Below are 23,333 nucleotides of genomic sequence, written 5' to 3' on the forward strand. Positions count from 1 at the left end.
GCTATAGGGCGTTGTGTCGCTGGAGCCAGGCGAACGACGCCCAGCCGGGAAGCACCGGCAGCCAGAAGGTCAGCAGCCGGAACAGCAGCACGGCCGAGGTGGCGACCGTACCCGGGAGCCCCGAGAGCGTCAGGCCGAGCGAAAGAGAGGCCTCGACCGCGCCCAGCCCGCCAGGGGTGGGCGCGGCGGAGCCGATGGCGTTGCCCGCCAGGAACACCACGGCCACGGCGGTGAAGCTCAGCGAGCCGCCGAAGGCCCGCACGCAGGCGTCCAGGCAGACCACGAAGGCGAGCGTCAGCAGCAGAGTGCCGCTGAAGCCTTCGAGGATCTTGCGGGGCGACTGCAGCACGTCGAGCAGCCTCGGTATCACTCCGGAGAACAACGGGCGCATGCGCGCGGTGATCATGCGCCGGAGTTGCGGCACGGCGAGCACGACCAGTACGAGCACAGCGCCCGAGAGCAGGCCGATGACCAGGCCTCGGGACGGGCTGACCGACGGGGCGGCCTTGGTGCCGGTGGCGTACCCGAACAGCAGCAGCAGCACGATGTGGGAGCAAAGCCCGACGAGCTGCGAGGCCCCCACGCTCGCCACGGCGAGCCCGGGTGAGATGCCGCGCTTCTGCAGGTAGCGGGAGTTGATGGCCACGCCGCTGACCGCCGCGGGCGCCACCAGCTTGACGAAGGACCCCGCGAACTGCGCCAGCACCGTGCGCCCCAGGGGGAGTTTCTCGGGTACGAAACCCCGGAGCATGAGCGCGGCGGCGACATAGCTCAGGCCGGCCGCGACGAGGGCGATGCCGCCCCAGCCCCACTTCGCCGACGTGATCACCTCGACGAGGTTGACCCTGCTGAGCTGGGAGAGCAGGAAGTACGCGGCGAGCGCGCTGGCGATGATCGTGACGAGCGTGCGGGGCTGGAACCGCTCCAGCCGTATCTCCTCGACCTCCACCTGCGGGGTCAGGGCGAGGATGTTCTCGCGGAGCGCGGGGAGCAGCTCCTTGTCCCTGCTGACCTCGGCGCGGGTGCCCCTGGTCAGGGCGATGCGCTGCAGCAGCGGCAGCGCGCCCGCCAGGGCCTGCTTGGGGATCACCTTGGACGCGCACATCACCGAGCGCTCCGGGCCTACCCGCAGCGCGAGGTAGGTGAGCAGCTGGGCGACGTCCAGGCGCAGGAGCAGGTCGCCCGCGGCGATGTCGCCACTGCGGGCGTCCATCAGCACCACGTCGCCGCCCGCGCCGATGTGGATGCTGTCGCCGGTGAGGCGGCGGTGGGCGAGGCGCTGTGCCTGGAGCAGCTCCACCTGCTTCCAGATCCTGATGAGCAGCTCGTCGTCGAGCTCCTCGTCGGGGACGTCCTCGATCGCCCTGGTGTCCAGGTGCTCGTACGCCAGCAGCGCGGCGTCCGTGCCGATCTCGCTGGTGCCCACCAGGCAGGGGGTGTTCACCCCGGCCGCCTGGGCGGCGTACGCCATCAGGGCCTCGCGCTCCAGCTCGGCGCGGAGCGAGCGGATGGCCCGGCGACGGGTCTCGGAGTTGAGCCTGATGCGCCGCCAGAGCCGGTAGAGGACGCCGGCCACCTGACGGTCCCTGTCGAGCACGGTGACGTCGTAGCGGCGCTCGTCGGTCATGGTCACGGCGTAGCGGCGGCTGCCCTGGGCGTCGTCGGAGATGCGCCGCGCCTTGGCGGGCACGAACCCCAGGCGGCGGAGCGCGGCGACGACGGTGCTGCCGGGAGGCCGGGTGTTGGGGCTGCCGACGACGTACAGGGTGGCGTACCCGACGGCCAGGCCGACGAGGTAGGTGACGAAGACGCCGAGCGCGGTGGCCTCGGCGCCGGTGAACAACGCGAAGACGTCGAGGGCGATGGCCATCCACATCAGGGTGCGCCAGGTCGGGCGGCGGGAGATGCGCACGGCGGTGACGTAGGCGACGACCGAGGTCAGCAGGGTGTTGAGCGGCTCGACCTGGCGTCCGCCGGTGAGCAGCTGGCGCAGGTCGCCGGGCCCGGCGACGGCGAGCCACTCGCCGAGCGCGAACGAGACGAGCATGCCGATGATCGCGGCGATGAGGCCCTCCGCGACGCGCAGCCCGTCACGGTGGAACACCCGCTCGACGGCGAACGCGGCCGGGACGGCGAGCACGGCCGTGCCCGCGAGGAAGCTCGCCACCCCGATCAGCAGCTCGGGCGCCCGGCTCGTACCGTCGGTGACGTCGGCTTCGAGGCCGTTCAGCGTCTGCTTGGCGACGAGGGCCAGCAGGACGACCGCGGCGAGCGCGAGCAGGCTGGCGAGAAAGCGCAGCGCGTCCGAAGGCCGGCGGATGCGCTGGGGCAGCAGTGGCTCGACGACGAGCACGGCGGGCTCGGGAGCTCCAGAAGGCCCAGAGGACTCAGTGGGGGCCGGGGAGTCGCCGCCGGCCGGGGGCGTGGCGACCGAGGCGGGAACCGATATGGCTTCCGGGCTCTCCGAGGTCGTGGCAGGTCCGGCCACGGAGATGTCTCCCCCCGCGGCCTCCTGTGCCTCGTCGCGCTCCCTTATGTCGGTCACCGCCGGCGTCTGCGCACGTCTCGGGTCATATGATCTTCCCTAACCTCTGTTCACGATGATGGCGCGGAGCCGACCACGCTCCGGCGACCTGTCTCGGCACCCGCCTCGCGCCGGCGTGGGCCTCGAACGTCACCGGCGAACTGGTGCACCCCGGCCATTCGCTGACACTCTACGGCGCGCTCGCCACAGAGGGATCAGATGGACGGGACGTCATCCATGGTGCCGGTGCGGAAGGCCGCCGCGCATCGTCCGTAAGTATGGCGTGGTGAGTCGCCCCAGGTGGCAGGTGGGTCGTCACCGCCGGAGGGCGCCATGGCACGGTCATGAAGCGCCCAGGTAGCGTTGACGCATGACCCGTGCGCTGAACGTTCTGGGTGCCTGCCCGCTGGACTGCCCGGACACCTGCTCATGGGTGGTGAAGGTCGAGGACGGCGAGGCCGTGGGCCTGCGCGGGAACCGCGACCACCCCTATACCCGCGGCGCCCTGTGCGTGAAGGTCAACCGTTACCTGGAGCACACGAAGGCGGCCGACCGCATCCTGCATCCGATGCGCCGGGTCGGGCCGAAGGGCTCGGGACGGTTCGAGCGCATCACCTGGGACGAGGCTCTCGACGAGATCGCGCGGCGGCTGACGGGGATCATCGACGAGTTCGGCGGCGAGGCCATCTGGCCGTACCAGGGCACCGGCACACTCGGCTACATCCAGGGCGAGTCGGGGTACGCCGGGCGGCGCCTGTGGAACGCGCTGGGCGCGTCGAACCACGATCTGAACATCTGCGCCCGGGCCGGCAACATCGGGCTGACCCGCACGAACGGCACCCCGGGCGGCATGGACCCCGAGACGTTCGCCCTGTCGAAGCTCATCCTGCTCTGGGGCACGAACACGCTGACCAGCGGTCACCATCTGTGGAAGTTCATCCAGGAGGCGCGGGCGGGCGGGGCCCACGTGGTCGCCATCGACCCCATCAGGACCCGTACCGCCGACCAGGCAGACGAGCACCTGGCGATCAGGCCGGGCACCGACGCCGCGCTCGCGCTCGCGCTGATGCACGTGGTGCTCGACGAGGGCGCCGAGGACCGGGACTACCTGGAGAACCACACCACGGGCTGGGATGACTTCGAGCGAGAAATCCGGAAATATCCGCCGAAGGTGGCCGCGGAGATCACCGGGATCCCCGAGAAGGACATCCGCGCCCTCGGCGTACGCCTCGCGCACACCCGTCCGACCGGCATCCGGGCCACGATGGGCATCCAGCGCCACCGGGGCGGCGGCACGGCCATGCGGACCATCGCCTGCATCCCCGGCGTGACCGGCGACTGGAAGCACCCCGGAGGAGGCGTCGCGTACTCCACCAGCGGCCTCGTCCCCATCCAGGCGGACACCCGGCCCGACCTGCTGGACGGGCCGGTACGCACCCTGACGATGACCCGGCTCGCCGACGGCCTTGAGGACACCGAGAACCCCGTCAAGTGCCTGTGGGTCTACGCGGCGAACCCCATGGGCAGCACGTCCGACCAGAACCGCATCCGTAAGGGGCTCCTGCGGGACGACCTGTTCACGGTCGTGATGGAGCAGTTCCCCACCGACACGGTGGACTACGCCGACATCGTGCTCCCGGCCACCATGCAGTTCGAGCACACCGACCTGCACCACGGATACGGCCACATGTATCTGGTCTGGAACGAGCCCGCGGTGCCCCCGGCCGGCGAGTGCCTGTCGACGACGGAGACCTTCCGCAGGGTGGCCCGCCGCCTGGGGCTCACGGAGCCCGCCCTCTACGACTCCGACCTGGAGATCGCCGAGCAGCTCCTGTCCGGGGGGCACGCGGCGCTGGACGGCATCACGGTCGAGCGGCTGCGCCGGGAGGGATGGGCCAGGCTCAACTACCCGGCCCCCTTCGTGCCCTTCACCGAGGGGTTCCCCACGGCCTCGGGCAAGCTGGAGTTCGTCCCCGAGAACGAGGGGTACGTCCCGCCGTTCTCGGCGACCGTGGACGGGCCGTACAAGCTGGCGCTGATCACGCCGGCGGCGCACACGTTCCTCAACACGGTGTTCGGGAACAACCCCGAGCTGGCGCGCCGCGCGGGAGGGCCGAAGATCCTGGTGAACGAGAAGGACGCCGCCGGCCGGGGGCTGAGCGACGGGCAGCGCGTCCGCGTGTTCAACGACAACGGCGAGATGATCGCGCACCTGGAGATCAGCGACCGGGTCGCCCCAGGGGTGGTCGCGACGACCAAGGGCAGTTGGCCGAAGCTCAACCCTGGCAGGGCCAACGTCAACGCCCTGGTCGACGAGCGTGACGCCGACATGGGCAGGGGCGCCGTCTACCACGACAACCTCGTGGAGATCGCGGCCCTTGGGTGAGCGAGGTCAGAGGCTCAGCTTGAAACCCACGTGGGAGTCGACGAAGCCCAGAGAGGTGTAGAACCTGTGGGCGTCGGCGCGGGCCTTGTCGCTGGTGAGCTGCACCATCCGGCAGCCCCGCTCGCGGGCCCGGTCGATCGCCCACCGCATCATCGCGCGGCCCAGCCCCTGCCCCCGCATGGACGCGCCCACCCGTACGGCCTCGATCAGGGCGCGCTCGCCGCCCCTGCGGGAGAGCCCGGGGATGAACGTGAGCTGCATCGTGCCGACCACCTCGCCGTCCGCCTCGGCGACGACCAGCTCCTGCCGGGGATCGGCGTCGATGGCCTGGAAGGCGGCCAGGTAGACCTCGTCCGACGGGTCGCCCTCCCTGGCCGCTGCGATCGGATCGTCGGCGAGCATGGCCACGATCAGGGGCACGTCTTCCCGGCGAGCCGGACGAAAGATCACAGACACCCTCAGATGGTACCGGCGACCCCCGTGTCGACGGGTTTCGCGCCGATCCCGGATGTGGCACCCCGGGAACAAACCAGGGTTGTTCCCCGATGTGCCAGGGCCATGACCGAGGGCAATCTGGTTCACATGAACGAACTGACTCGACGCGACGAGATGTCGCTCGCCGGCGCGGCCCTGCGGGGCGCGCCCTGGAAGGCCGCGGCGATCACCGGTGGGGCGAGCGCGGCGATCAGCTATGTCATGGGAGTGGTCTTCCCAGGTCCGGCCGATCTGACCTGGGCGCTCTGCCTCGGCATCAGCGTCTTCAGCCTGGTTGCCTCCATCGGCGCCGTGAGCAAGCCCAACGTGGGAGACCGCGTCACCCGGCAGGCCAGGCTCTGGTCGCTACGACACCCGTGGAGGTTCGCCCTCTACCCGGGCATCCTCGCCGCCGTCGTGATGTATCCCGTCCAGCTCGTCTTCGACCAGGAAGGCGTGTTCGGCGCCGCCTGGGACGCTCTGTGGGGCGGCGCGCTGGTCTACCTGATCGCGGCCGTCATCACCGTGTCCATGAAGGGAAGGGCCCAGTCGGCCCGGTGACCCCGTACGCGGCTCCTTCGGGGGCCGGTATTCCGCCTCCCGGGTGACGTTCCCCGGGAGGCGTCGCGTTTCCCCGGGTCCAGGTCAGCTCGCGGCCTCGCGCTCGGCCTCGCTGCGGCACACGCAGAACTCGTTGCCCTCGGGATCGAGGAGGGTGACCCAGCCCGTGCCGTCGGGGTTGCGGTGGTCCTCGTGCTGCTCGGCGCCGAGGCCGACGAGCCGCTCGACCTCCTGGTCGCGGGTGCCGCCCGCCTGTGCCGTCACGTCGAAGTGGACGCGGTTCTTGGCCTGCTTGCCCTCTGGCACCCGGATGAACAGCAGGTGGGGCTCGCTCGGGGCCATGAGCATGACCTCGTCGTCATCCTTCTCGGTCGCCTCGTGGAAAGGCCACCCGGTGGCCTGGTGCCACCACTCCGCGAGCTCGTACGGCTGGGCGCAGTCAACGGTCACAGTGTGAATGCCAATCATGCGCAAAGCCAACCGCAACACCGGCAAAACCGTCAAGCCGGTTTCCTAGTGTCCGGCGGTCGCATCTCCCCCGGTCAGCACGCGGGCCAGGCTCACCGCGGACACCGCGGCCCATACGCCTTCGAGGAGCAGGAATCCCCAGTTGCGGTCCTCCAGCGCCACCCAGGTCAGCACCGCGGAACCGGCGAGGTTCAGCACCAGGTAGACCTTGGATTCGGAGTTCAGGACCTTCAACTGCGCGAGCAGGAAGGCCGACAGGATGATGATCGCGCCGGCGATCTGGATGATCTGAGTCATGGTGTGCGCGCGTCGTCTTCGCTGGGCCGGGTACGACGCACTACTCGTCCGGGAGATCCCCGAACGGGGCCTCTGCCGTGGAACCTAGCAAACTTCACTCCTCCGATCTGCTCTTGGTGAGACATCTCACCGCTCTGCCTGAGGCCAGGCTGGTCCCCCTGGGCTCCATCCACCCGCGGGGGCGGCTCGCCGGCGGACAACTTTCTTATGGGAATCCTGAAACGCTTCTGGATATCCGGACATGTGTGGCTGACGACCAGCCCTCCCCGGAAGGCTGAGGGAACAGTCCCCCATCGGAAGGACGGCGGCGTGGGACCTCCAGACCCCCGGCAGCGATTCGAGGAGATCTACATGGCCCACTACGCGGACCTCCTCGCCTACCTCCGGCGGCGCACGGACTCGCCCGACGACGCGGCGGACGCGATCTCCGAGACCTTCACGACGGCCTGGCGCCGCGTCGGCGACATTCCCGAGGGCGAGCAGGCCCGGCTCTGGCTGTACGGCGTGGCACGGAACGTCCTCGCCAACCAGCGCCGGGGCGACTCGCGGCGGACCGCCCTCGCCGTACGGCTCCGCGCGGAGCTGGCGGCCTGGGACGAGTCCACCCCGCGCCAGGACACCGGTGCGATCCGGGAGGCGTTCCAGCGGCTCAGCGCCGACGACCGGGAGTTGCTGTCCCTGGTGAGCTGGGAGGGCCTGGACACGGCGCAGATCGCGACCGTTCTGGGCTGCTCCCGCGGAGCCGTCCGCCTGCGCCTGCACCGCGCCCGCAAGCGCCTCGCCAGGGAACTGCACACCGCCGACCTCGACCTCGCCCGCTACGGCCCGCGCGCCGCCGCGCTAGTGAAGGGGCAGCCGTGAACACCGACATCGACCGTTTGGTGGCCTCGATCGCCCCCGACCCGGGTCCGGGCATGACTCCCGGTGCCCGGGAACTGCTTCAGGAGATCACCAAAGCTTCAGCCATCGAGCACGCTCCAACCCAGGAAGCCCTTCACGTGCGTCGAAGGGCTTGGGACCGGGTGTTCTCGTCGCGATCCCGAACACCGACGAAGCCGGTTCGTCGCTGGCGGCTCCTCGCTCCCCTCGCGGTCGTAACCGTTCTCCTTAGCTGGGTACTGCCGGAAGGACTCGGACTCGGGCCACTCCCGGCCTCTGCGGCGCTCGACATCAAACGAGAAGGCGTTTACTACGTCGTCACAGTAAAAGATCTTTTCGCGGCGCCGCAGCGCTACCAGACCGAATTGGAAGGCCGCGGCCTGAAGATCGCGATCAACGTCGTACCGGTAGGCCCAAGCCTGGAAGGCCACATCCTGATCGGGAGCAACGACATCAAGCCCCTTGAGCAAACCGGTCCCTGCCATCGGTGGTACGGATGCGACATCGGGATGAAGGTGCCGGTCGGCTACAAGGGGAAGGCCGACATCTGGCTGGGCCGCCGAGCGATCCGGGGCGAGAAATACCAGCTCATGACCCCGATCTTCGCGCCCGGTGAGCCGTTGCACTGCGTTGGCTTCATCAACGAGCGCGTACTCGACGTCCGCAGGATGCTCGATGAACGTGGAGTTAACGAAATCAGGGTCACCGCGTACGAAAAACCCTCCCCGATCCCCGACTGGTGGTACGTCCTCGACGGCGTCAGCACCAGGGCCGGCGGTGCGCTCCTGCTGGTGGGGCCCGCCCCTCGTCCAGTGCCCCCCGACCTGAGCCAGACCTGCCCAGGACACGCCCCCACCCGCTGAGGAGGCGGCGTCTCAACCCAGTCAGAACCTTCGCCGGGTTAATCGCCGTAGAGGGCGCCGATCGACACCGCTACGCGACCCGCCATACCGGCGCCGGACAGTACACGGCGATGGGGGTTTGCGAGTCGACCCCCGCCTGGGTCGGCCGGTTTACGCCGGTCGACCAGCGTAGGTAACCGATTGCCGGACCAGACGGCTCGGATGGGGTCCGCCCGCGCCTGACAAGCCCGGCGACAGGACGGCTTGGAAGCAACTTCCTCCAGATTCATCCCCCATAGCCACGTTCAACTACCCAGCGTGCCCAAATCATTACTTTTCGCATAAATGCGGTTTCGAGTGATCGGTTCCTTCGTGCTCACTGACACATACTCAGGCCCCTCGGCCCAACTACTTCGGACGCGACGAACCCTCCGCGCCCATCGGCTGTTCGCGGTGGTCGTGGCCCTTGCGGCGGGGCTGCGGGTGGTCACGATGCTGGGGTACCGGCCGGCGCAGCTCTACTGGTACGACTCGTTCACCTATCTCGATGTGGCGTCGCACTTGCGGCCGTCCCTCGGGTTCCATCCGAGCGGATATCCCTTGCTGCTGTGGCTGCTGCGGCCGTTCCACAGCGTCGCCGTGGTGGTGGGGGTTCAGCACGCCATGGGGCTGGCCGTCGGGGTGATGATCTACGCGGTGCTCCGCCGCCGGTCGCTGCCCGCGTGGGGCGCGTCGCTGGCGGCGGTGCCCTTCCTGTTCGACGCGTCGTTCCTGCGGCTGGAGACGGGCGTCCTGTCCGACACCATGTTCATCTTCCTCATCGTCGCCACGCTGACGGTCCTGCTGTGGTCGCCCCGCCCCTCGGTCGCGGCCTGCGCCGCCGCCGGGGCCCTGCTCGCACTCGCCACGCTCACCCGTACGATCGCGCTTCCGTTGCTCGTGCTCGTGCTGCTCCATCTGGCCGTACGGCGCGTGGGCTCGCGCCGGCTGGCGGCCGTCGCCGTCGCGGGCGCCCTGCCGCTCGTCGCGTACGCCGGCTGGAACGCCCAGGTCAACGGGAAGTTCGCGCTGACCGGCGGGGAAGGAGCCGTGCTGTGGGCGCGGACCATGACGTTCGCCGACTGCGCCGTGATCAGGCCGCCGCGCGCCGAGGCCGGCCTCTGCCCGAACGGGGCGCACCAGGACGCGGCGTCGGAGTACGTCTGGGATCCGGACGCCTCCCTCAACCAGCTGCCCGGCGGCCGCGACCGCAACAACGACCTGGCCCGCTCCTTCGCGCTGCGCGCCATCCTGGCCCAGCCGCTCGACTACCTGGCCGACGTGGCCCGCGACACCGCGCTGACCTTCGCCTGGACGCCCGTACGGCACCCCGAGCGGACGACGCCCGCCTTCGGCTTCGCCCGGGGACAGTGGGGGCTGCCGGACTACCCCCTCGTCCAGAAGGTGCGCGAAGAGTACGACCCGAGCGTGCGGGGCCTGCGGTCCGTGGACCCGTACGCGGGCTTCCTCATGGCCTACCAGTACCCGGCGTACCTGCGCGGCCCGATGATCGCGGCCATCCTGCTGCTGGGTGGGCTCGGCGCGCTGGCCGGGCCGCGCTCGGCGCTGCTGCCCTGGGGCGTGGCGATGTTCCTGCTCGTGGGCCCGGTGGCCGTGCTCGACTTCGACCACAGGTACGTCCTCCCGGTGATCCCCGTGGCCTGCCTGGCGGGCGCTCTGGGGGCGGCGGACCTGGCCGCCGCCGTACGCCGATTCCGGAGCCGATCAGGTGCGTAGCCGGGAACTTACGCGGTGGCTATTTAGTGGTGAACGCCACGTTCGCCCCGGTTGTTAGGGGTTACTCGCGGGTAGCATAGGAGGTAAGGTTACTGACGAGTACGGTTCTGAAGCCACCCGTCTGGTTCAAGGAGACCCGCAGCCATGGGCCATTACAAGAGCAACGTCCGCGACCTGGAGTTCAACCTCTTCGAGGTGTTCGGCCGCCGCGAGATCCTGGGAACCGGGCGTTTCGCCGAGGTGGACGAGGACACCGCGCGAAGCGTCCTCGATGAGATGAACCGTCTCGCGACGGGCGTGCTCGCCGACTCCTTCGAAGAGGGCGACCGCACCCCGCCGGTCTTCGACCCCGCCACCAACACGGTGACGATGCCGCCCAAGTTCAGGAAGTCCTTCGAAACCTTCAGGGACGCGGGCTGGACCAACCTGGACCTGCCTGAGGAGCTCGGCGGCCCTGGCCTGCCGCGTAGCGTGACCTGGGCGGCGGCCGAGATGATCCTCGGTTCCAACCCCGCCATCTGGATGTACTCAAGCGGCCCCGCCTTCTCGCACGTGCTGCACGTGATCGGCACCGAGGAGCAGAAGCGGTTCGCCGAGCACGCGATCGAGCGGCAGTGGGGAGCCACGATGGTCCTCACCGAGCCGGACGCGGGATCGGACGTCGGCGCCGGCCGCACGAAGGCCGTCGAGCAGCCCGACGGCACCTGGCACATCGAGGGCGTCAAGCGCTTCATCACCAGCGCCGAGCACGACATGGCCGACAACATCTTCCACCTGGTGCTCGCCCGCCCAGAAGGCGCCGGACCCGGCACCAAGGGCCTGTCGATGTTCCTAGTGCCGAAGTACCACGTGGACCTCGAGACCGGCGAGCCGGGCGAGCGCAACGGCGTCTACGTGACCAACGTCGAGCACAAGATGGGCCTCAAGGCCTCCACGACCTGCGAGCTGACCTTCGGCGAGAAGCACCCCGCCGTGGGCACGCTCATCGGCGGAGTGCACGAGGGCATCAAGCAGATGTTCATGATCATCGAGCACGCCCGCATGATGGTCGGCACCAAGGCGATCGCCACCCTGTCCACCGGCTACCTCAACGCGCTGGCGTACGCCAAGGAGCGCAGGCAGGGCGCCGACCTGACCCAGATGGCCGACAAGACCGCTCCGCGCGTCACCATCACCCACCACCCGGACGTGCGCCGCGAGCTCATGCTCCAGAAGGCGTACGCCGAGGGCATGCGCGCGCTCGTCCTCTACACGGCGACCTTCCAGGACACGGTGCAGATCGCCGAGTTCGACGGCACCAGGGACACGGCCGCCGAGGCCATGAACGACCTGCTGCTCCCGCTGGTCAAGGGCGTCGGCTCCGAGCGGTCGTACGAGATGCTGTCGCGCTCCCTGCAGACGCTGGGCGGCTCGGGCTACCTCCAGGACTATCCGATCGAGCAGTACATCAGGGACGCCAAGATCGACTCGCTCTACGAGGGCACCACGGCGATCCAGGGTCAGGACCTGTTCTTCCGCAAGGTCCTGCGCAACCAGGGCGCCGCGCTCGGATCCCTGCTCGCGGACGTCAAGGCCTTCGCGGCCTCCGAGGCCGGCAACGGCAGGCTCAAGGAGGAGCGCAAGCTGCTCGACGAGGCCGCCGACGAGATCAAGGCGATGGCCGACACCATGGCCGGATGGGCGATCGGGTCCCTGGAGAACCCGAAGGAGGTCTACAAGGTCGGCCTCAACACCACCAGGTTCCTGCTGGGCCTCGGCGACCTCGTGATCGGCTGGCTGCTGCTCCGCCAGGCCGAGGTGGCGCTCAAGGCCCTCGGCGACTCCGACCGCGACAAGGCGTTCTACACGGGCAAGGTGGCCGCGGCCTCCTTCTTCGCCTCGACCGTCCTGCCGCGCCTCGCCGCCGAGCGCCGCACCCTCACCACCACCGACCAGACCCTGATGGACCTTCCCGAGGACGCGTTCTGACGCCTCGGCGACAGCGTTTCACAAAGGGGAGGGAGCCGACCGGCTTCCTCCCCTTTCGTACGGGGCTGACCCGGCGCTTCAGGTTCAGCGCCCCAGGCGGGCGGCGACGCCGTCGAGCAGGATGTCCAGGCCGAACTCGAAACTGGCGTCGATCGCGAAGTGCTCCGCCTCGATGACGATGCGCTCGAAGTACGGGTAGCGCCCACTGGTCATCAGGTCCTTGATGTACGGCGTGTGCGCGGCCTGCCATTGCTCGTCGTCCATGCCCGTACGCCGCCGTTCGGACTCGGCGAGCCGCTCGGCCTGCACCAGGGTGCTCACGTGGCCCTTGACCAGGCCGACGATCTGCATCATCTCGTCGATCGTGAACCCCAGGCCGTCGACGAGCGACAGCGCGTACTCCGACGCGCGCAGGCTGTTCGGGCCGAGCGTGGGGACCGTCGACTGCAGGGTGATGATCCAGGGGCGCGCCCGGAGCGCGGCGAACTGCCGGACCGCGAGGTCACGCAGATCGGCCCGCCAGTCGCCCGTGCGGTCGCCGGGGATGTCCATGCGGCCGATGGCCTCGTCGAGCAGCAACTCGTGAAGCTCTTCCTTGCTCTCGACGTAGCGGTAGAGCGACATGGTGGCGGCGCCCAGCTCGCCGGCGACCCGGCGCATGGTGACGCCGTCGAGGCCCTCGTCCTCGGCGATCGCGAAGGCGGCCTGGGCGATGCGCTCGTGGGTCAGCCGCGGCTGCCGGCCTTCTCGCTCGTCCGCGGCCAGCCGTTTCCACAGTCCGACCCTGGGCCGCGCCGCCTTTTCCATGCGTACATCGTACTTTCGTTGTACAACGTACGCAGTAGATGTACGTTGTACGTGTCTATGTACGACGTACACATGGAGGGCGCGATGGGCCGGACGGCCGTGACAGCCACCGGGCTGCGCAAGCGGTTCAAGAAGACGCGGGCGCTCGACGGTCTCGATCTCGAAATTCCCGCGGGCACGGTGTACGGCCTGCTCGGTCCCAACGGGTGTGGCAAGACCACGACGGTGCTGATCCTCACCACGCTGCTCCGTCCCGCCCGTGCTGTTCCTGGACGAGCCCACGATGTGGTCCCTCAACATCGCCTCGGGGACGCCCAGAGACCTGAAGACCTCCGTCGGCGGCGAGTGGGTCGACGTGGTCGTCACCGACCCGGCGCGGCTGGACGACGCGGCCCGCCTGCTGGGACGCCTCACCGGGGGCGAGCCGAGGACCGAGCACACCGCGCTGCGGGTGTCCGTTCCGGTGACCGGGCGCGGCGCCGCCACACTGACCGCCGCGCTCAGAGCCCTGGACAACGAGCGCATCGCCCTCGACGACATCGCGCTGCGCCGCGCCGGCCTGGATGAGGTCTTCCTGCGGCTGACCGGCGAGCTCGCGTCCGGGACGACCTGATGATCACCGTTCCGCCTCCACCCGCCACCGCGTTCGGCAAGGTGCGTTGGATCCTGGCCGACGGCTGGACGATCGCCCGGCGCGACCTCACCCACCTGCGGAACCGGCCCGCCTACCTGATCAGCGTCACCGTGTTCCCCATGACGTTCATCGTGATCTTCGGGTACATCCTCGGCAGCGCCATCGACATGCCGGGCGGCCACTACCGGGAGTACCTCATGCCCGGGATCTTCGCGATGACCACGGCGTTCGGGGCCGTGGCCACCATGGTCGTCGTGGCGAGCGAGATGTCCAAGGGAGTGATCGACCGGTTCAGGTCCCTGCCGATGTCGCGCTCGGCCGTGCTGCTGGGGCGGGCGGTCGGCGATCTCCTGGGGACGATCCCCGGCACCGCGCTCATGGTCGCCGCCGGGTACGCCGTCGGCTGGCGTATCCAGAACGGATGGCCCGGTGCCTTGGCCGCCTTCGGGTTGCTGTTCCTCCTGAGATTCGCGCTCACGTGGGTCGGCGCGTACGTCGCCCTGCTGGCCAGAACTCCCGAGACGGCGGACCAGATGGGCACCGCCGTGATCTTCCCACTCACCATGGTGGGCAACACGTTCGTCCCCACGCAAGGCATGCCCGCCTGGCTGCGGACGGTCGCCGACTGGAACCCGCTCAGCGCCCTCACCACGGCGAGCCGGGTGCTCTTCGGCAACCCGGGCGCCCCCGGGCCGGACGCCGCGTGGCCGCTCCAGCACTCCATCGCGGTCGCGCTCGGCTGGTCGATCGCGCTGATCGCCGTCTTCCTGCCCCTGGCGGTACGCCGATACCGCGCGCTGGCCCGATAAATCGGTAGTGTGAGCGCTCGCGGCTGGGTATTACCCTGCCGCGAGACGCTCTTTACCTGAACATCGAGCCCGGAGGTCTAGATGGGGATCGGGGTCAGCATCTTCTTCCTGACCATCGGGGCGATCTTAAAGTTCGCGATCGAGCCCGACGTTCTCGGCAGCAGCGTGCACATCGACGTCATCGGTGTGATCTTCATGATCGTCGGCGCCGTGGGGCTGCTGCTGAGCTTCTTCCTCATGTCCCGGCGCGGCCAGACCTCCGACGGCGAGCTCCAGCACCGGGAGAACCCTCCGAGCGTCTGAGCCGCTCCCGATCGGCCGCCCCGCGAAGCTCGTACGCGACGGCGGCCGGCGACACGCCCTGGACGACCTCTGTCTGGATCTAGACGGGGTGCCCGTAGTCTCGCTGAGTTCACCGCTGGCTCCCGCCGTGAGACGACCGATGTGGGTCGGCGTGTATGTGCGTACGCATCCCTTGCGGGTCGAACAGGATAAGAAGCTCGACAACGCCGCCGTCGGCGCTGCCCAGCCAGTGCGGCAAGGACGAGTCGAACTCGGCTGCCTCACCGGGCGGCACTGGGCACTCACCCACATGATCGAGGAGACCGGCCGCCACGCGGGCCACGCGGACATCCTCCGCGAACTGATCGACGGCACGACCGGACGCTAGGTCCCGCCCGCGGGTGTGCGCCGCGGTCTTCCAGCCACCGGGACCGCCGGGCTATCGTGGACGCCGCGCGCGCAGATCTCCGCGATCTTTCAGATTTTCTGAAAGGTCCCCTGAAGAACTCCTCGATGGACGCGCGCTCTCGCCCGCCAACAGACTCCCTTCCTGAGATCCAAGCAGCGGACCCGACCGATCGGGACCGCCTCACAGGAAGCGCGATCTATGGCGAATCGATCCCGGAGAGTGGTGCCCGCAGGGCTCGCGCTCGTCCTGGCCCTCGTGATGGCGGGCTGCAACGCGAACTCGCAGTCCACCGAGCCGCCGAAGGACAAGAACACGACGGCGCTCGAGTCCGTGTCCCAGGGCGGGACCCTGCACTACCTCTCGCGGCGCGCGAACGAGTCCTTCGAGACCGCCAACGCGCAGATGGTGCCGACCAGCCGGCTGCGGTGGGTGCACCGCGGGCTGACGTCGTGGCGGACGCTCCCGGACAAGGACACGATCCTCGTGCCGGACCTCGCCACCGACACCGGTACGACGGACGACGGCGGCAAGACGTGGACCTTCACGCTGCAGGAGGGCCTGAAGTTCTCCGACGGCAGCCCGATCACCGCGCAGGACGTGAAGTACGGCATCGAGCGGTCGTTCGCGCCGATGTTCCAGGGTGGCCTCGGCTACCACAAGACGCTGCTGGTCGGCGGCACCGACTACGACGGCCCGTACGACGGCAAGAAGCTCGACTCCATCGAGGTCGTCGACGACCACAAGATCGTCTTCCACCTCACGCGTTCGTTCGGCAACTGGCCGTGGATCGTCAGCATGCCGGCCTTCGCGCCGGTGCCGGCCGCGGCCGACACCGAGCCGGAGACGTACGGCGAGCACCCGGTCGCCAGCGGCCCGTACCAGGTGACGAGCTTCCGCAAGGGCTCGCAGGCGGTGCTGGACCGCAACCCGAACTGGAAGGCCGACACCGACCAGGCACGGTCCGCCGGCCCGGACAAGATCGTCCTCGACATGGGCCTGAACAACGACACGATCGTGCAGCGCCTCATCGACGACAAGGGCGAGGACAAGACCGCGATCAGCAACGCGCTCATCTCGCCGTCGCAGTTCCAGCGGATCGAGTCCGACCCGTCGATCTCCGACCGCATGGCCAACAGCCCGTCGGGCTACTTCCGCTACCTCGCCATGAACGTCAAGCGCCCCGGCCTCTCCGACGTCCGCGTGCGGCGAGCGATCAACTACGCGATCAACAAGGCCGAGCTGCAGAGCGTGTACGGCGGCCCGAAGTTCGGCGCCCAGATCACCTCGACCATCATGACGCCCGGCATCCCCGGCTACACCAAGTACAACCTGTACGACGGCGGTGACACCGGCAACGTCGACAAGGCGAAGGAGTTGCTCGCCGACGCCGGCGTCTCCGGCCTGAAGCTCACGCTGACCTACCCGACCGACGTGAGTGCGATCGAGGAGAAGGAAGCCCAGAGCATCAAGAACTCGCTGGCGCGGGTCGGCGTCAAGGTCGAGCTCAAGGGCCTCGACGGCAACACCTGGTACGAGCTCATCTCCTCCGCCGACGGCGATTACGACATGACGACGAACGGCTGGGGAGCGGACTTCCCGAGCGGCATGAGCACCATCCAGCCGCTGTTCGCGTCGAGCGAGATCGGCAACGGCGGCGGCAACGCCTCGAAGTTCTCCAACCCCGAGGTGGACGCCGCGATCGACGCCGCGAGCGCGGAGCCGAACCTCGACAAGGCCGCCGAGATGTGGGCAGCGATCGACAAGCAGATCATGGAGGACGCCCCGGTCGTGCCGATCCTCGTGCAGCGCACGCAGGCCCTGGCCGGTTCGAAGATCCTGAACTACTTCATCCCCGCCTACCCGCCGTTCGCGAACGAGCTGGTCGTCGGTGTCGATCGCTGAGATCCAGCAGGCGCAGGGCCGGGGTACGTCGGTCCTCGGCCGCCTCCTCCGGAGGCGGTCCGGCGTCGCCGGCCTGGTCATGCTGGTCGTGCCGCTCGTCGCCGGGCTCTGCGCCCCGCTGCTCGTGCGGATCGAGGGACAGGACCCGAGCACCTTGCACACCGACCTGCTCGACCGGGACGGCGGCCGTCCGCTGGGCGCCTTCGGTGGCGTCAGCGCCGACCACTGGCTCGGCGTCGTCCCGGTGACGGGCGTCGACCTGTTCGCCCAGATCGTCTACGGCATCCGCTCGTCGCTGTTCATCGCGTTCGGGGCGAGCATCCTGTCGATCGCCTTCGCCGCCGTCCTCGGTACGGCGATCGGGTACTTCGGCGGCTGGCTCAACGCCGTCGCGGGGCGGGTGATCGACTTCATGTTCGGCTTCCCGGGCCTGATGTTCATCATCGCGATCATGGCGATCGTGCCGCCGGAGATGCCGCGGGGCCTGGTCCTCGTGCTGGTGCTGGCCTTCTTCGGCTGGACCGTCCCGGCCCGGATCATCGGCGCCCAGGCCGGCGCCATCAACGCCCGCGCCTTCGTCGAGGCGGCGCGCGCGACCGGGGCTCCGCCCTGGCAGATCATCCGCCGCGAGATGCTGCCGCACCTCTTCGGCCTGGTCGTCGTCCTGTTCGCGATGTCACTGCCCGGCAACGTCAGCGTCGTCGCGGGACTGTCGTTCCTCGGCGTCGGCCTGCGTGGCGACGTCCCCGACCTCGGCAAGCTGCTCTCGGACTCGCTGCCGTGGATCTACAGCGGTGCGGACGTCTGGTACATGCTCTTCCCGGGCGCCGTGGTGTTCCTGATCGTATTCGGCGCCACGCTCGCCGGTGACGCGCTCCGCGACGTCCTCGACGTGCGCACGGAGGATGCTGCATGATCGTCTACATCGCCCGCCGCATGGTCACCGCGGTGTTCATGCTCCTCGCGATCGCCTTCGTGACGATAGCCCTCTTCTTCGGGGCCTCGAAGGACCCGGCCCGCGCCATGTGCGGCAAGCCGTGCCCACCCGAGACCCGGGCCAAGGTCAGCGCCTACATGCAGACCGACCAGAGCGTGGTGTGGCAGTACACCGAGTTCGTGAAGGGCCTCTTCGTCGGCCGTACGTACGGCGAGGGCGCCCAGCAGGTGCACTGCCACGCACCCTGCTTCGGCTACTCGTTCCCGAACCGCAGCGACGTCACGACGCTCATCGCCGAGCGGCTGCCCGTCACTTTGTCGCTCGCGTTCGGCGCGGCCGTCCTGTGCCTCGTCGTGGGCATCGGCCTCGGCGCGTTGTCGGCGATACGCAAGGGCGGGACCGTCGACCGGTTCTCGACCGGCTTCGCGATGTTCGGGCTGTCGGTGCCGACCTTCCTCGTCGGCCTGCTCGTCGTCCAGGTCTTCGGCTTCATGCTCAACGCGCTGCCGTACTCCGGCTTCGTGTCGTTCTCGGAGTCACCGACGGACTGGGCCTGGCACCTGATCGGCCCGTGGATGGTGCTGTCGTTCATCCTCGCCGCCGGCTACATCCGGGTCACCCGCACCCAGCTCCTCAACGAGCTCTCGGCCGACCACCTCGTCGCGATGACCGCGCGCGGCGCGTCGACCCGGCAGGTGAACCGGCACGCCGTCCGCGGCGTGATGGTGCCGGTCGTGGCGATGTTCGCGCTCGACGTCACCGCGCTCCTGGGCGGGTCGGTGATCGCGGAGAAGGTGTTCAGCCTGCACGGGCTCGGCGACCTGCTGCTGGCCGGCGTGAACGAGTCCGACCTGAGCATCGTCGTCGGGGTGACGCTCTTCTCCGCCTTCCTCATCATCGTCGGCAACCTGATCGCCGACCTGCTGATGCCGCTTCTCGATCCGAGGATCCGCCGTGCCTGACCCCGTACTCCAGGTCGAGGACCTGTGCATCTCGTTCACCAGCGGCGGCGTCACCGCCGATGTCGTCCAGGACCTGTCCGTGAGGCTGGACGGCGGCCGCACGCTCGCCGTGGTCGGCGAGTCGGGGTCGGGCAAGACGATCACCGGCCGGGCGATCATGCGGCTGCTGCCGCGCGGGGCGAGCGCCCGGGGCCGGATCGTCGTCGCCGGCCGGGAGATGCTCTCCGCCGACGAGCGCGAGCTGCGCCGGGCCCGCGGCTCCGACGTGGCCATGGTGTTCCAGGACTCGATGTCCGCGCTCAGCCCGTACCTCGACATCGGCGCGCACATCGCCCAGGCGGTCCGCCTGCACGACCCGTCGGTCACCCGCCGCGCTGCGCGGGCCCGTGCGGTCGAGATGCTCGACCGGGTCGGCATCCCCGAGCCCGCGGACGCCGTACGCCGCTTCCCGCACGAGTTCTCCGGCGGCATGCGGCAACGCGCGGTGATCGCGATGGCCCTGGTGAACCGGCCGGCGCTCCTCATCGCCGACGAGCCGACCACCGCGCTCGACGTGACGGTGCAGGCGCAGATCCTGGCCCTGCTCCGCGAACTCCAGCAGGAGTACGGCATGGCGATGCTCCTGATCAGCCACGACTTCGGGGTGGTGGGGAGCGCGGCGGACGACGTCCTCGTGCTGTACGCCGGCCGCCAGGCCGAGTACGGCAGCCTCCGCGACATCTTCGATCAGCCCGCCCACCCGTACACCGCCGGTCTCCGCGCGGCCACGCCGCGGCTGGACGCCCGACTCGACACTGGAGGGGAGCGGACCCGGCTCCGCGCCATCCCCGGCGCGCCCACGTCGCTGCGCGACGCCGGACCGGGTTGCGCCTTCGCGCCGCGCTGCGGCCTCGCGGACCAGGTCGGCGAGCGCTGTGTCGTCGAGGCACCGCTGCCCACCGTCCGCCCGACCAGCGAGGGCGGCGGCCTGCACCTTGCGGCCTGCCACCTCGATCGTCTCCCCACACTGCAGGAGGTCGCCCGGTGAGCGAGCCGATCCTGGAGATGACCGACGTCAGCAAGCGCTACCGCACCGCCGGTGGCTTCGGCCGCGGGCGCAAGGGCTTCCTCGCCGTCGACGGCGTCTCGCTCCACGTCGAGCGGGGCGAGGCGCTCGGCCTGGTCGGCGAGTCCGGCTCGGGCAAGTCCACGCTGGCGCGGATGGCCAACGGCCTGGTGGTGCCGACGTCCGGCACCGTCCGTACGGACGGGCAGGACGTCGCCTGCCTCAGTCGGCGAGGACTGCGGCGGCTGCGGCGCAACGTCGCCATGGTCTTCCAGGACCCGTTGGCGTCGCTGAACCCGCTGCAGACCGTGCGGCAGACGCTGGAGAACGTCTTCCGTGCGCACGGCGAGACGACGTCGACCGCCGAGCTGGTCGCGCTGCTGGAGTCGGTCGGCCTCAGCGCCGACTACCTGGGGCGCTACCCGCACGAGGCGTCCGGCGGGCAGCTCCAGCGCGTCGCCGTGGCGCGCGCGCTCGCCCTCAAGCCGGACCTGATCATCGCGGACGAGCCGACCTCGGCGCTCGACGTGTCGGTGCGTGCCCAGATCCTCAACCTGCTGGCCGACCTGCAGCGCGACCAGGGGATCTCGTTCCTCCACGTCAGCCACGACCTGGCGGTGATCCGGCTCTACAGCGACCGCGTCGCCGTCATGCAGCGCGGCCGCGTCGTCGAGACCGGCCCGTCCGACGAGATCTTCCGCTCCCCGCGGCACCCCTGCACGCGCGCGCTGGTCGAGGCGACACCGGAGGCGGAGCTGCCTGCCTGACCTGCGGGAGCGTTGCGCGACGCCGACCAGGCGTGCCACGATCATGACCATGACTCACCGAACGACCACCCCGTCGTAAGCCGGCCGGAGGCCGGCGCGACAGAGTACTGAATGAGGACACGTGGGAACCGACCTGTTCGTCCGAGAGTACGGGCGGGACGCAGCAGATGCGCCCGCCATCCTCATCCTGCACGGCGCCGTGGAGTCCGGCGCGTGCTACGGCGACGCCGTCGACCGCTGGTGCGGCGACTACCACATCGTGGCGCCGGACGCCCGGGGCCATGGGAAGTCGCCCAGCCGCCTGCCCGAGCACGCGGGCGTTCCGACCACCGACGTGATGGTGCAGGACGCGACCGACATCCTCAAGGACATGCTCGACGAGACCGGGCGCAAGACGCTCGTCGTCGGGCACTCCATGGGCGCGCGGATCGCCGCCTTCGTCGCCGCCGACGCCCCGCACCTCGTGGCCGGCGTCGTGCTCGAGGACCCGCCGTGGTGGGTGCCGGAGGCCGGTCCCAACCCGTGGCTCAGCGTCGAGCAGACCGTCAAGGACCCCTTCGACTACGCCGACACGGCGTCGGTCGAGGAGCTCATGGACATGCAGCGCGAGCTCAAGCCCCACTGGGCGGAGCAGGAGCTGCGCCCGCTCGCCGAGGCGATGAAGGCCGTCGACATCGACTACATGGAGCAGCGGGTCCACGAGAAGCGCCGGATCTGGACGCCGACCGCGCGGCAGATCACGGTCGGCCCGGCCGGCGTACCGGCGCTGCTCATCACCGGCACCGGCGACGTCATCGTCGACAAGCACTCCCGTGAGCGCCTCACGGCCGTCGCGCCCGGCTTCGACGTCGTCGTGATCGAGGGCGCCCACCACTGCGTGCGCCGCGACAAGCCGGACGAGTACCACCGGCACGTCGACGCCTTCCTCCGCGAGAACGCGCCGTCGGCCGGAGCCGTCACTCGACGCTGAAGGTGTCGGACCGCGCGAGCGGGCCGTAGATCTCCGAGTCCGGCTCGGCGACAGCGGCCCGCATCGCCTCCAGCCCCGCGCGTACGACGGGGTGGCCCTGGTTGTCGCGCCGCGTCGTCATGATCACCTTGCGCAGCGGCGCGATGCCGCGCGTCGGCAGGATCGTCACCCAGTCGGCGTCGCGGGCGGAGAGCGCGGACTCCGGCACCAGGCAGATCCCCGCCTCGGCGGCGACCAGCGCCAGCGCGGCGCGGTAGTCGTCCGAGACGTGGGCGATCGGCGGGTGGAAGCCGAGCTCGGCGCACGCCTGCAGCACCATCGTGCGGCACGGGTTACCGGGCGAGGGCATGATCCAGCCCTCCTCGGTGAGCTGGGTGAGCCCGATGCCCTCCTCGCCGGCCAGCGGGTGCGCGTGGGGGAGGACGGCCTTGAACCGCTCGATGTAGAGCGGGAACTTCACGATGTCGGGGGAGTCGCGCTCGGGGTCGGACTCGTACTCCAGGCTGACGGTCACGTCGATATCGCCGCGCATCAGCATCCGGTGGCTCATGTGCGCCTCCGCGTCGACGACCGTGACGCTGACGCCCGGCGCCTGGCGGCGCATCTCGACGATGGCGGGTGCCACCAACCAGCTGATCGCCGTGGGGAAGGCGCCGATCCGGAGCTGCCCGAGGACACCGCCCGCGTGCGCGGCCAGGTCGGCCTCGGCGATCTTCAGCCGGGAGCTGATCTCCTCGGCGTGCCCGGCGAGGATGCGCCCGGCCGGCGTGAGCGCCAGCTTGCGCCCCGTGCGTACGACGAGCGCGTGGCCGACCTCGCGCTCGAGCGCCGCGAGCTGCTGCGACACCGCGGACGGCGTCAGGTGCAGCGCCGCCGCGGTCGCGGTGACCGAGTCGGACAGCACGAAGGCACGGAGGACGAGGAGACGTCGGGGGTCGATCGTGGGCACGCGGGCTCCGTCGCGAGTCGGCCGGGCGCACTGAAAACAGCACGAACCGTAGTAGCGGAGATCAACAACAGTCAGCAGAACCCAGGAAAGCCCAGGTCACAGGTGGCTTGTTGGATTTTCGGCCAAGACTACGGGCACCCCTGGACCTCGTACTGCACCGCGGCCCGGTTGGCGAGGATCGGCCTGATGGCGTCGGCGATCAGGGCACGGTGCACCGGGTGGTCGCGGTAGACGAGGTAGTCCTCCACCGAGTCGAAATCGGCCACGACCGCGAACTCGTAGTTGCCGGGATTGATGCCCGCGTCAGCGCCGATGTCGTAGCGGCGGATCTCGGGGATCACCCCCGGCAGCTCCCTGAGCCCGGCCTCCACGGTGGCCTTCTGCTCCTCCGTGGCCCCCGCGACCCAGGTGAACAGCACAACGTGCCGGAACATGATCTCTCCTTAACTCGCCCGAGCCGCCAGCGTACGACCCCCACCCCATCGACGCCGGATCAGGGACCCTCGAAGCACCACCGCGCCGGAGCGCCCTGAAGGGACAGCCCCGGGTGGGTCGGCGTCTCGCTTGGAGCGACCGTACGGCCCGGGCTTTCGCCTGAGGCCGCACATCCGCCGCTGGCCTCACATCATCCAACACGGACCATCACCCGCACGGCCACAACGGCTGCTGAGCGTCCCGGAGTAGT

Annotated in this window: 22 protein-coding genes, 2 pseudogenes and 1 riboswitch; of the genes and pseudogenes, 17 read left to right on the top strand and 7 right to left on the bottom strand. The window is 69.7% G+C overall.

Annotation, left to right across the window (positions count from 1 at the left end):
- Window position 1 precedes the first annotated feature (1 nt).
- Window positions 2–2,545 carry a YbhN family protein gene (locus OG589_RS34325; protein WP_405142323.1) on the bottom strand — a complete coding sequence of 848 codons (2,544 nt, stop codon included), beginning with the start codon at window positions 2,543–2,545 and terminating at the stop codon, window positions 2–4.
- 349 nt (window positions 2,546–2,894) lie between these two features.
- Between OG589_RS34325 and OG589_RS34330 the strand changes: the two genes are divergently transcribed.
- A complete protein-coding gene (locus OG589_RS34330; protein WP_405142324.1) occupies window positions 2,895–4,910 on the top strand; it encodes a molybdopterin-dependent oxidoreductase in 2,016 nt (671 codons plus the stop codon).
- A 6-nt stretch (window positions 4,911–4,916) separates the two neighbouring features.
- On the opposite strand, the gene OG589_RS34335 is transcribed toward OG589_RS34330, so the two are convergent.
- On the bottom strand, window positions 4,917–5,366 hold the full coding sequence (locus OG589_RS34335; RefSeq protein ID WP_405142325.1) for a GNAT family N-acetyltransferase: 450 nt from the start codon (window positions 5,364–5,366) through the stop codon (window positions 4,917–4,919).
- A 126-nt stretch (window positions 5,367–5,492) separates the two neighbouring features.
- On the opposite strand from OG589_RS34335, the gene OG589_RS34340 reads away from it, so the two are divergent.
- Window positions 5,493–5,945 (top strand): hypothetical protein, encoded by a 453-nt coding sequence (locus OG589_RS34340; protein ID WP_405142326.1) that lies wholly within the window; start codon window positions 5,493–5,495, stop codon window positions 5,943–5,945.
- Between the two features lie 84 nt (window positions 5,946–6,029).
- Here OG589_RS34340 and OG589_RS34345 read toward each other — a convergent pair whose 3' ends face one another.
- On the bottom strand, window positions 6,030–6,395 hold the full coding sequence (locus OG589_RS34345; protein ID WP_405142328.1) for a VOC family protein: 366 nt from the start codon (window positions 6,393–6,395) through the stop codon (window positions 6,030–6,032).
- Window positions 6,396–6,458: 63 nt separating this feature from the next.
- Entirely contained in the window at window positions 6,459–6,710 is a 252-nt protein-coding gene (locus OG589_RS34350) for a hypothetical protein (protein ID WP_405142329.1), read from the bottom strand.
- Window positions 6,711–6,716: 6 nt separating this feature from the next.
- Window positions 6,717–6,785, bottom strand: a riboswitch (guanidine-III (ykkC-III) riboswitch).
- Window positions 6,786–7,019: 234 nt separating this feature from the next.
- On the opposite strand from OG589_RS34350, the gene OG589_RS34355 reads away from it, so the two are divergent.
- The 4 genes from OG589_RS34355 (at window position 7,020) to OG589_RS34370 (ending at window position 12,175) form a co-directional block, all read left to right on the top strand.
- A complete protein-coding gene (locus OG589_RS34355; protein ID WP_405142331.1) occupies window positions 7,020–7,571 on the top strand; it encodes an RNA polymerase sigma factor in 552 nt (183 codons plus the stop codon).
- Window positions 7,568–8,452 carry a hypothetical protein gene (locus tag OG589_RS34360; protein WP_405142333.1) on the top strand — a complete coding sequence of 295 codons (885 nt, stop codon included), beginning with the start codon at window positions 7,568–7,570 and terminating at the stop codon, window positions 8,450–8,452. Before OG589_RS34355 ends, OG589_RS34360 begins: the two co-directional genes overlap by 4 nt.
- Window positions 8,453–8,884: 432 nt before the next feature.
- Window positions 8,885–10,207 carry a hypothetical protein gene (locus tag OG589_RS34365; protein ID WP_405142334.1) on the top strand — a complete coding sequence of 441 codons (1,323 nt, stop codon included), beginning with the start codon at window positions 8,885–8,887 and terminating at the stop codon, window positions 10,205–10,207.
- A 144-nt stretch (window positions 10,208–10,351) separates the two neighbouring features.
- Window positions 10,352–12,175: an acyl-CoA dehydrogenase gene (locus OG589_RS34370; RefSeq protein WP_405142335.1), complete on the top strand. Its 1,824-nt coding sequence runs from the start codon at window positions 10,352–10,354 to the stop codon at window positions 12,173–12,175.
- Window positions 12,176–12,259: 84 nt separating this feature from the next.
- On the opposite strand, the gene OG589_RS34375 is transcribed toward OG589_RS34370, so the two are convergent.
- Window positions 12,260–12,982: a TetR/AcrR family transcriptional regulator gene (locus OG589_RS34375; RefSeq protein WP_405142336.1), complete on the bottom strand. Its 723-nt coding sequence runs from the start codon at window positions 12,980–12,982 to the stop codon at window positions 12,260–12,262.
- Window positions 12,983–13,066: 84 nt separating this feature from the next.
- On the opposite strand from OG589_RS34375, the pseudogene OG589_RS34380 reads away from it, so the two are divergent.
- From OG589_RS34380 to OG589_RS34430, 11 genes and pseudogenes are all read left to right on the top strand, one after another.
- Window positions 13,067–13,186: pseudogene (locus OG589_RS34380) on the top strand (daunorubicin/doxorubicin resistance ABC transporter ATP-binding protein DrrA); the annotation flags it as partial.
- A 55-nt stretch (window positions 13,187–13,241) separates the two neighbouring features.
- Window positions 13,242–13,595, top strand: a complete 354-nt coding sequence (locus OG589_RS34385; RefSeq protein ID WP_405152258.1) for a hypothetical protein — start codon at window positions 13,242–13,244, stop codon at window positions 13,593–13,595.
- Window positions 13,595–14,425, top strand: a complete 831-nt coding sequence (locus tag OG589_RS34390; RefSeq protein WP_405142338.1) for an ABC transporter permease — start codon at window positions 13,595–13,597, stop codon at window positions 14,423–14,425. Before OG589_RS34385 ends, OG589_RS34390 begins: the two co-directional genes overlap by 1 nt.
- An 81-nt stretch (window positions 14,426–14,506) precedes the next feature.
- On the top strand, window positions 14,507–14,728 hold the full coding sequence (locus OG589_RS34395) for a hypothetical protein (RefSeq protein ID WP_405142340.1): 222 nt from the start codon (window positions 14,507–14,509) through the stop codon (window positions 14,726–14,728).
- A 274-nt stretch (window positions 14,729–15,002) separates the two neighbouring features.
- Window positions 15,003–15,095 (top strand): annotated as a pseudogene (locus OG589_RS34400) (DUF664 domain-containing protein); the annotation flags it as partial.
- Between the two features lie 219 nt (window positions 15,096–15,314).
- Window positions 15,315–17,018: an ABC transporter substrate-binding protein gene (locus OG589_RS34405; RefSeq protein ID WP_405142341.1), complete on the top strand. Its 1,704-nt coding sequence runs from the start codon at window positions 15,315–15,317 to the stop codon at window positions 17,016–17,018.
- The gene (locus OG589_RS34410; protein ID WP_405142343.1) at window positions 17,005–17,934 is read left to right on the top strand and encodes an ABC transporter permease; all 930 of its coding nucleotides are present in this window, start codon (window positions 17,005–17,007) and stop codon (window positions 17,932–17,934) included. Before OG589_RS34405 ends, OG589_RS34410 begins: the two co-directional genes overlap by 14 nt.
- Complete coding sequence (locus tag OG589_RS34415) at window positions 17,931–18,917, top strand: ABC transporter permease (protein WP_405142344.1); 987 nt, start codon at window positions 17,931–17,933, stop codon at window positions 18,915–18,917. Before OG589_RS34410 ends, OG589_RS34415 begins: the two co-directional genes overlap by 4 nt.
- Window positions 18,910–19,944: an ABC transporter ATP-binding protein gene (locus tag OG589_RS34420; RefSeq protein ID WP_405142346.1), complete on the top strand. Its 1,035-nt coding sequence runs from the start codon at window positions 18,910–18,912 to the stop codon at window positions 19,942–19,944. The genes OG589_RS34415 and OG589_RS34420 overlap by 8 nt, the downstream gene beginning before the upstream one ends.
- Window positions 19,941–20,729, top strand: coding sequence for an ATP-binding cassette domain-containing protein (locus tag OG589_RS34425; protein WP_405142348.1), 789 nt, complete (start codon window positions 19,941–19,943; stop codon window positions 20,727–20,729). Before OG589_RS34420 ends, OG589_RS34425 begins: the two co-directional genes overlap by 4 nt.
- A 121-nt stretch (window positions 20,730–20,850) precedes the next feature.
- Entirely contained in the window at window positions 20,851–21,699 is an 849-nt protein-coding gene (locus tag OG589_RS34430) for an alpha/beta fold hydrolase (RefSeq protein WP_405142350.1), read from the top strand.
- On the opposite strand, the gene OG589_RS34435 is transcribed toward OG589_RS34430, so the two are convergent.
- Together OG589_RS34435 and OG589_RS34440 are read right to left on the bottom strand one after the other, a co-directional pair.
- A complete protein-coding gene (locus OG589_RS34435; protein ID WP_405142351.1) occupies window positions 21,686–22,648 on the bottom strand; it encodes a LysR family transcriptional regulator in 963 nt (320 codons plus the stop codon). The genes OG589_RS34430 and OG589_RS34435 overlap by 14 nt on opposite strands.
- A gap of 128 nt (window positions 22,649–22,776) precedes the next feature.
- Window positions 22,777–23,082, bottom strand: a complete 306-nt coding sequence (locus tag OG589_RS34440; RefSeq protein WP_405142352.1) for a Dabb family protein — start codon at window positions 23,080–23,082, stop codon at window positions 22,777–22,779.
- Window positions 23,083–23,333 lie beyond the last annotated feature (251 nt).

The organism is Sphaerisporangium sp. NBC_01403 (assembly GCF_045040145.1).
GTDB lineage: Bacteria > Actinomycetota > Actinomycetes > Streptosporangiales > Streptosporangiaceae > Sphaerisporangium > Sphaerisporangium viridialbum.

Coding starts and splice junctions, on each gene's coding strand:
- OG589_RS34330 (WP_405142324.1), top strand. CDS start 2,895: ATGACCCGTGCGCTGAACGTTCTGGGTGCCTGCCCGCTGGACTGCCCG.
- OG589_RS34390 (WP_405142338.1), top strand. CDS start 13,595: ATGATCACCGTTCCGCCTCCACCCGCCACCGCGTTCGGCAAGGTGCGT.
- OG589_RS34370 (WP_405142335.1), top strand. CDS start 10,352: ATGGGCCATTACAAGAGCAACGTCCGCGACCTGGAGTTCAACCTCTTC.
- OG589_RS34340 (WP_405142326.1), top strand. CDS start 5,493: ATGAACGAACTGACTCGACGCGACGAGATGTCGCTCGCCGGCGCGGCC.
- OG589_RS34395 (WP_405142340.1), top strand. CDS start 14,507: ATGGGGATCGGGGTCAGCATCTTCTTCCTGACCATCGGGGCGATCTTA.
- OG589_RS34415 (WP_405142344.1), top strand. CDS start 17,931: ATGATCGTCTACATCGCCCGCCGCATGGTCACCGCGGTGTTCATGCTC.
- OG589_RS34405 (WP_405142341.1), top strand. CDS start 15,315: ATGGCGAATCGATCCCGGAGAGTGGTGCCCGCAGGGCTCGCGCTCGTC.
- OG589_RS34440 (WP_405142352.1), bottom strand. CDS start 23,082: ATGTTCCGGCACGTTGTGCTGTTCACCTGGGTCGCGGGGGCCACGGAG.
- OG589_RS34350 (WP_405142329.1), bottom strand. CDS start 6,710: ATGACTCAGATCATCCAGATCGCCGGCGCGATCATCATCCTGTCGGCC.
- OG589_RS34375 (WP_405142336.1), bottom strand. CDS start 12,982: ATGGAAAAGGCGGCGCGGCCCAGGGTCGGACTGTGGAAACGGCTGGCC.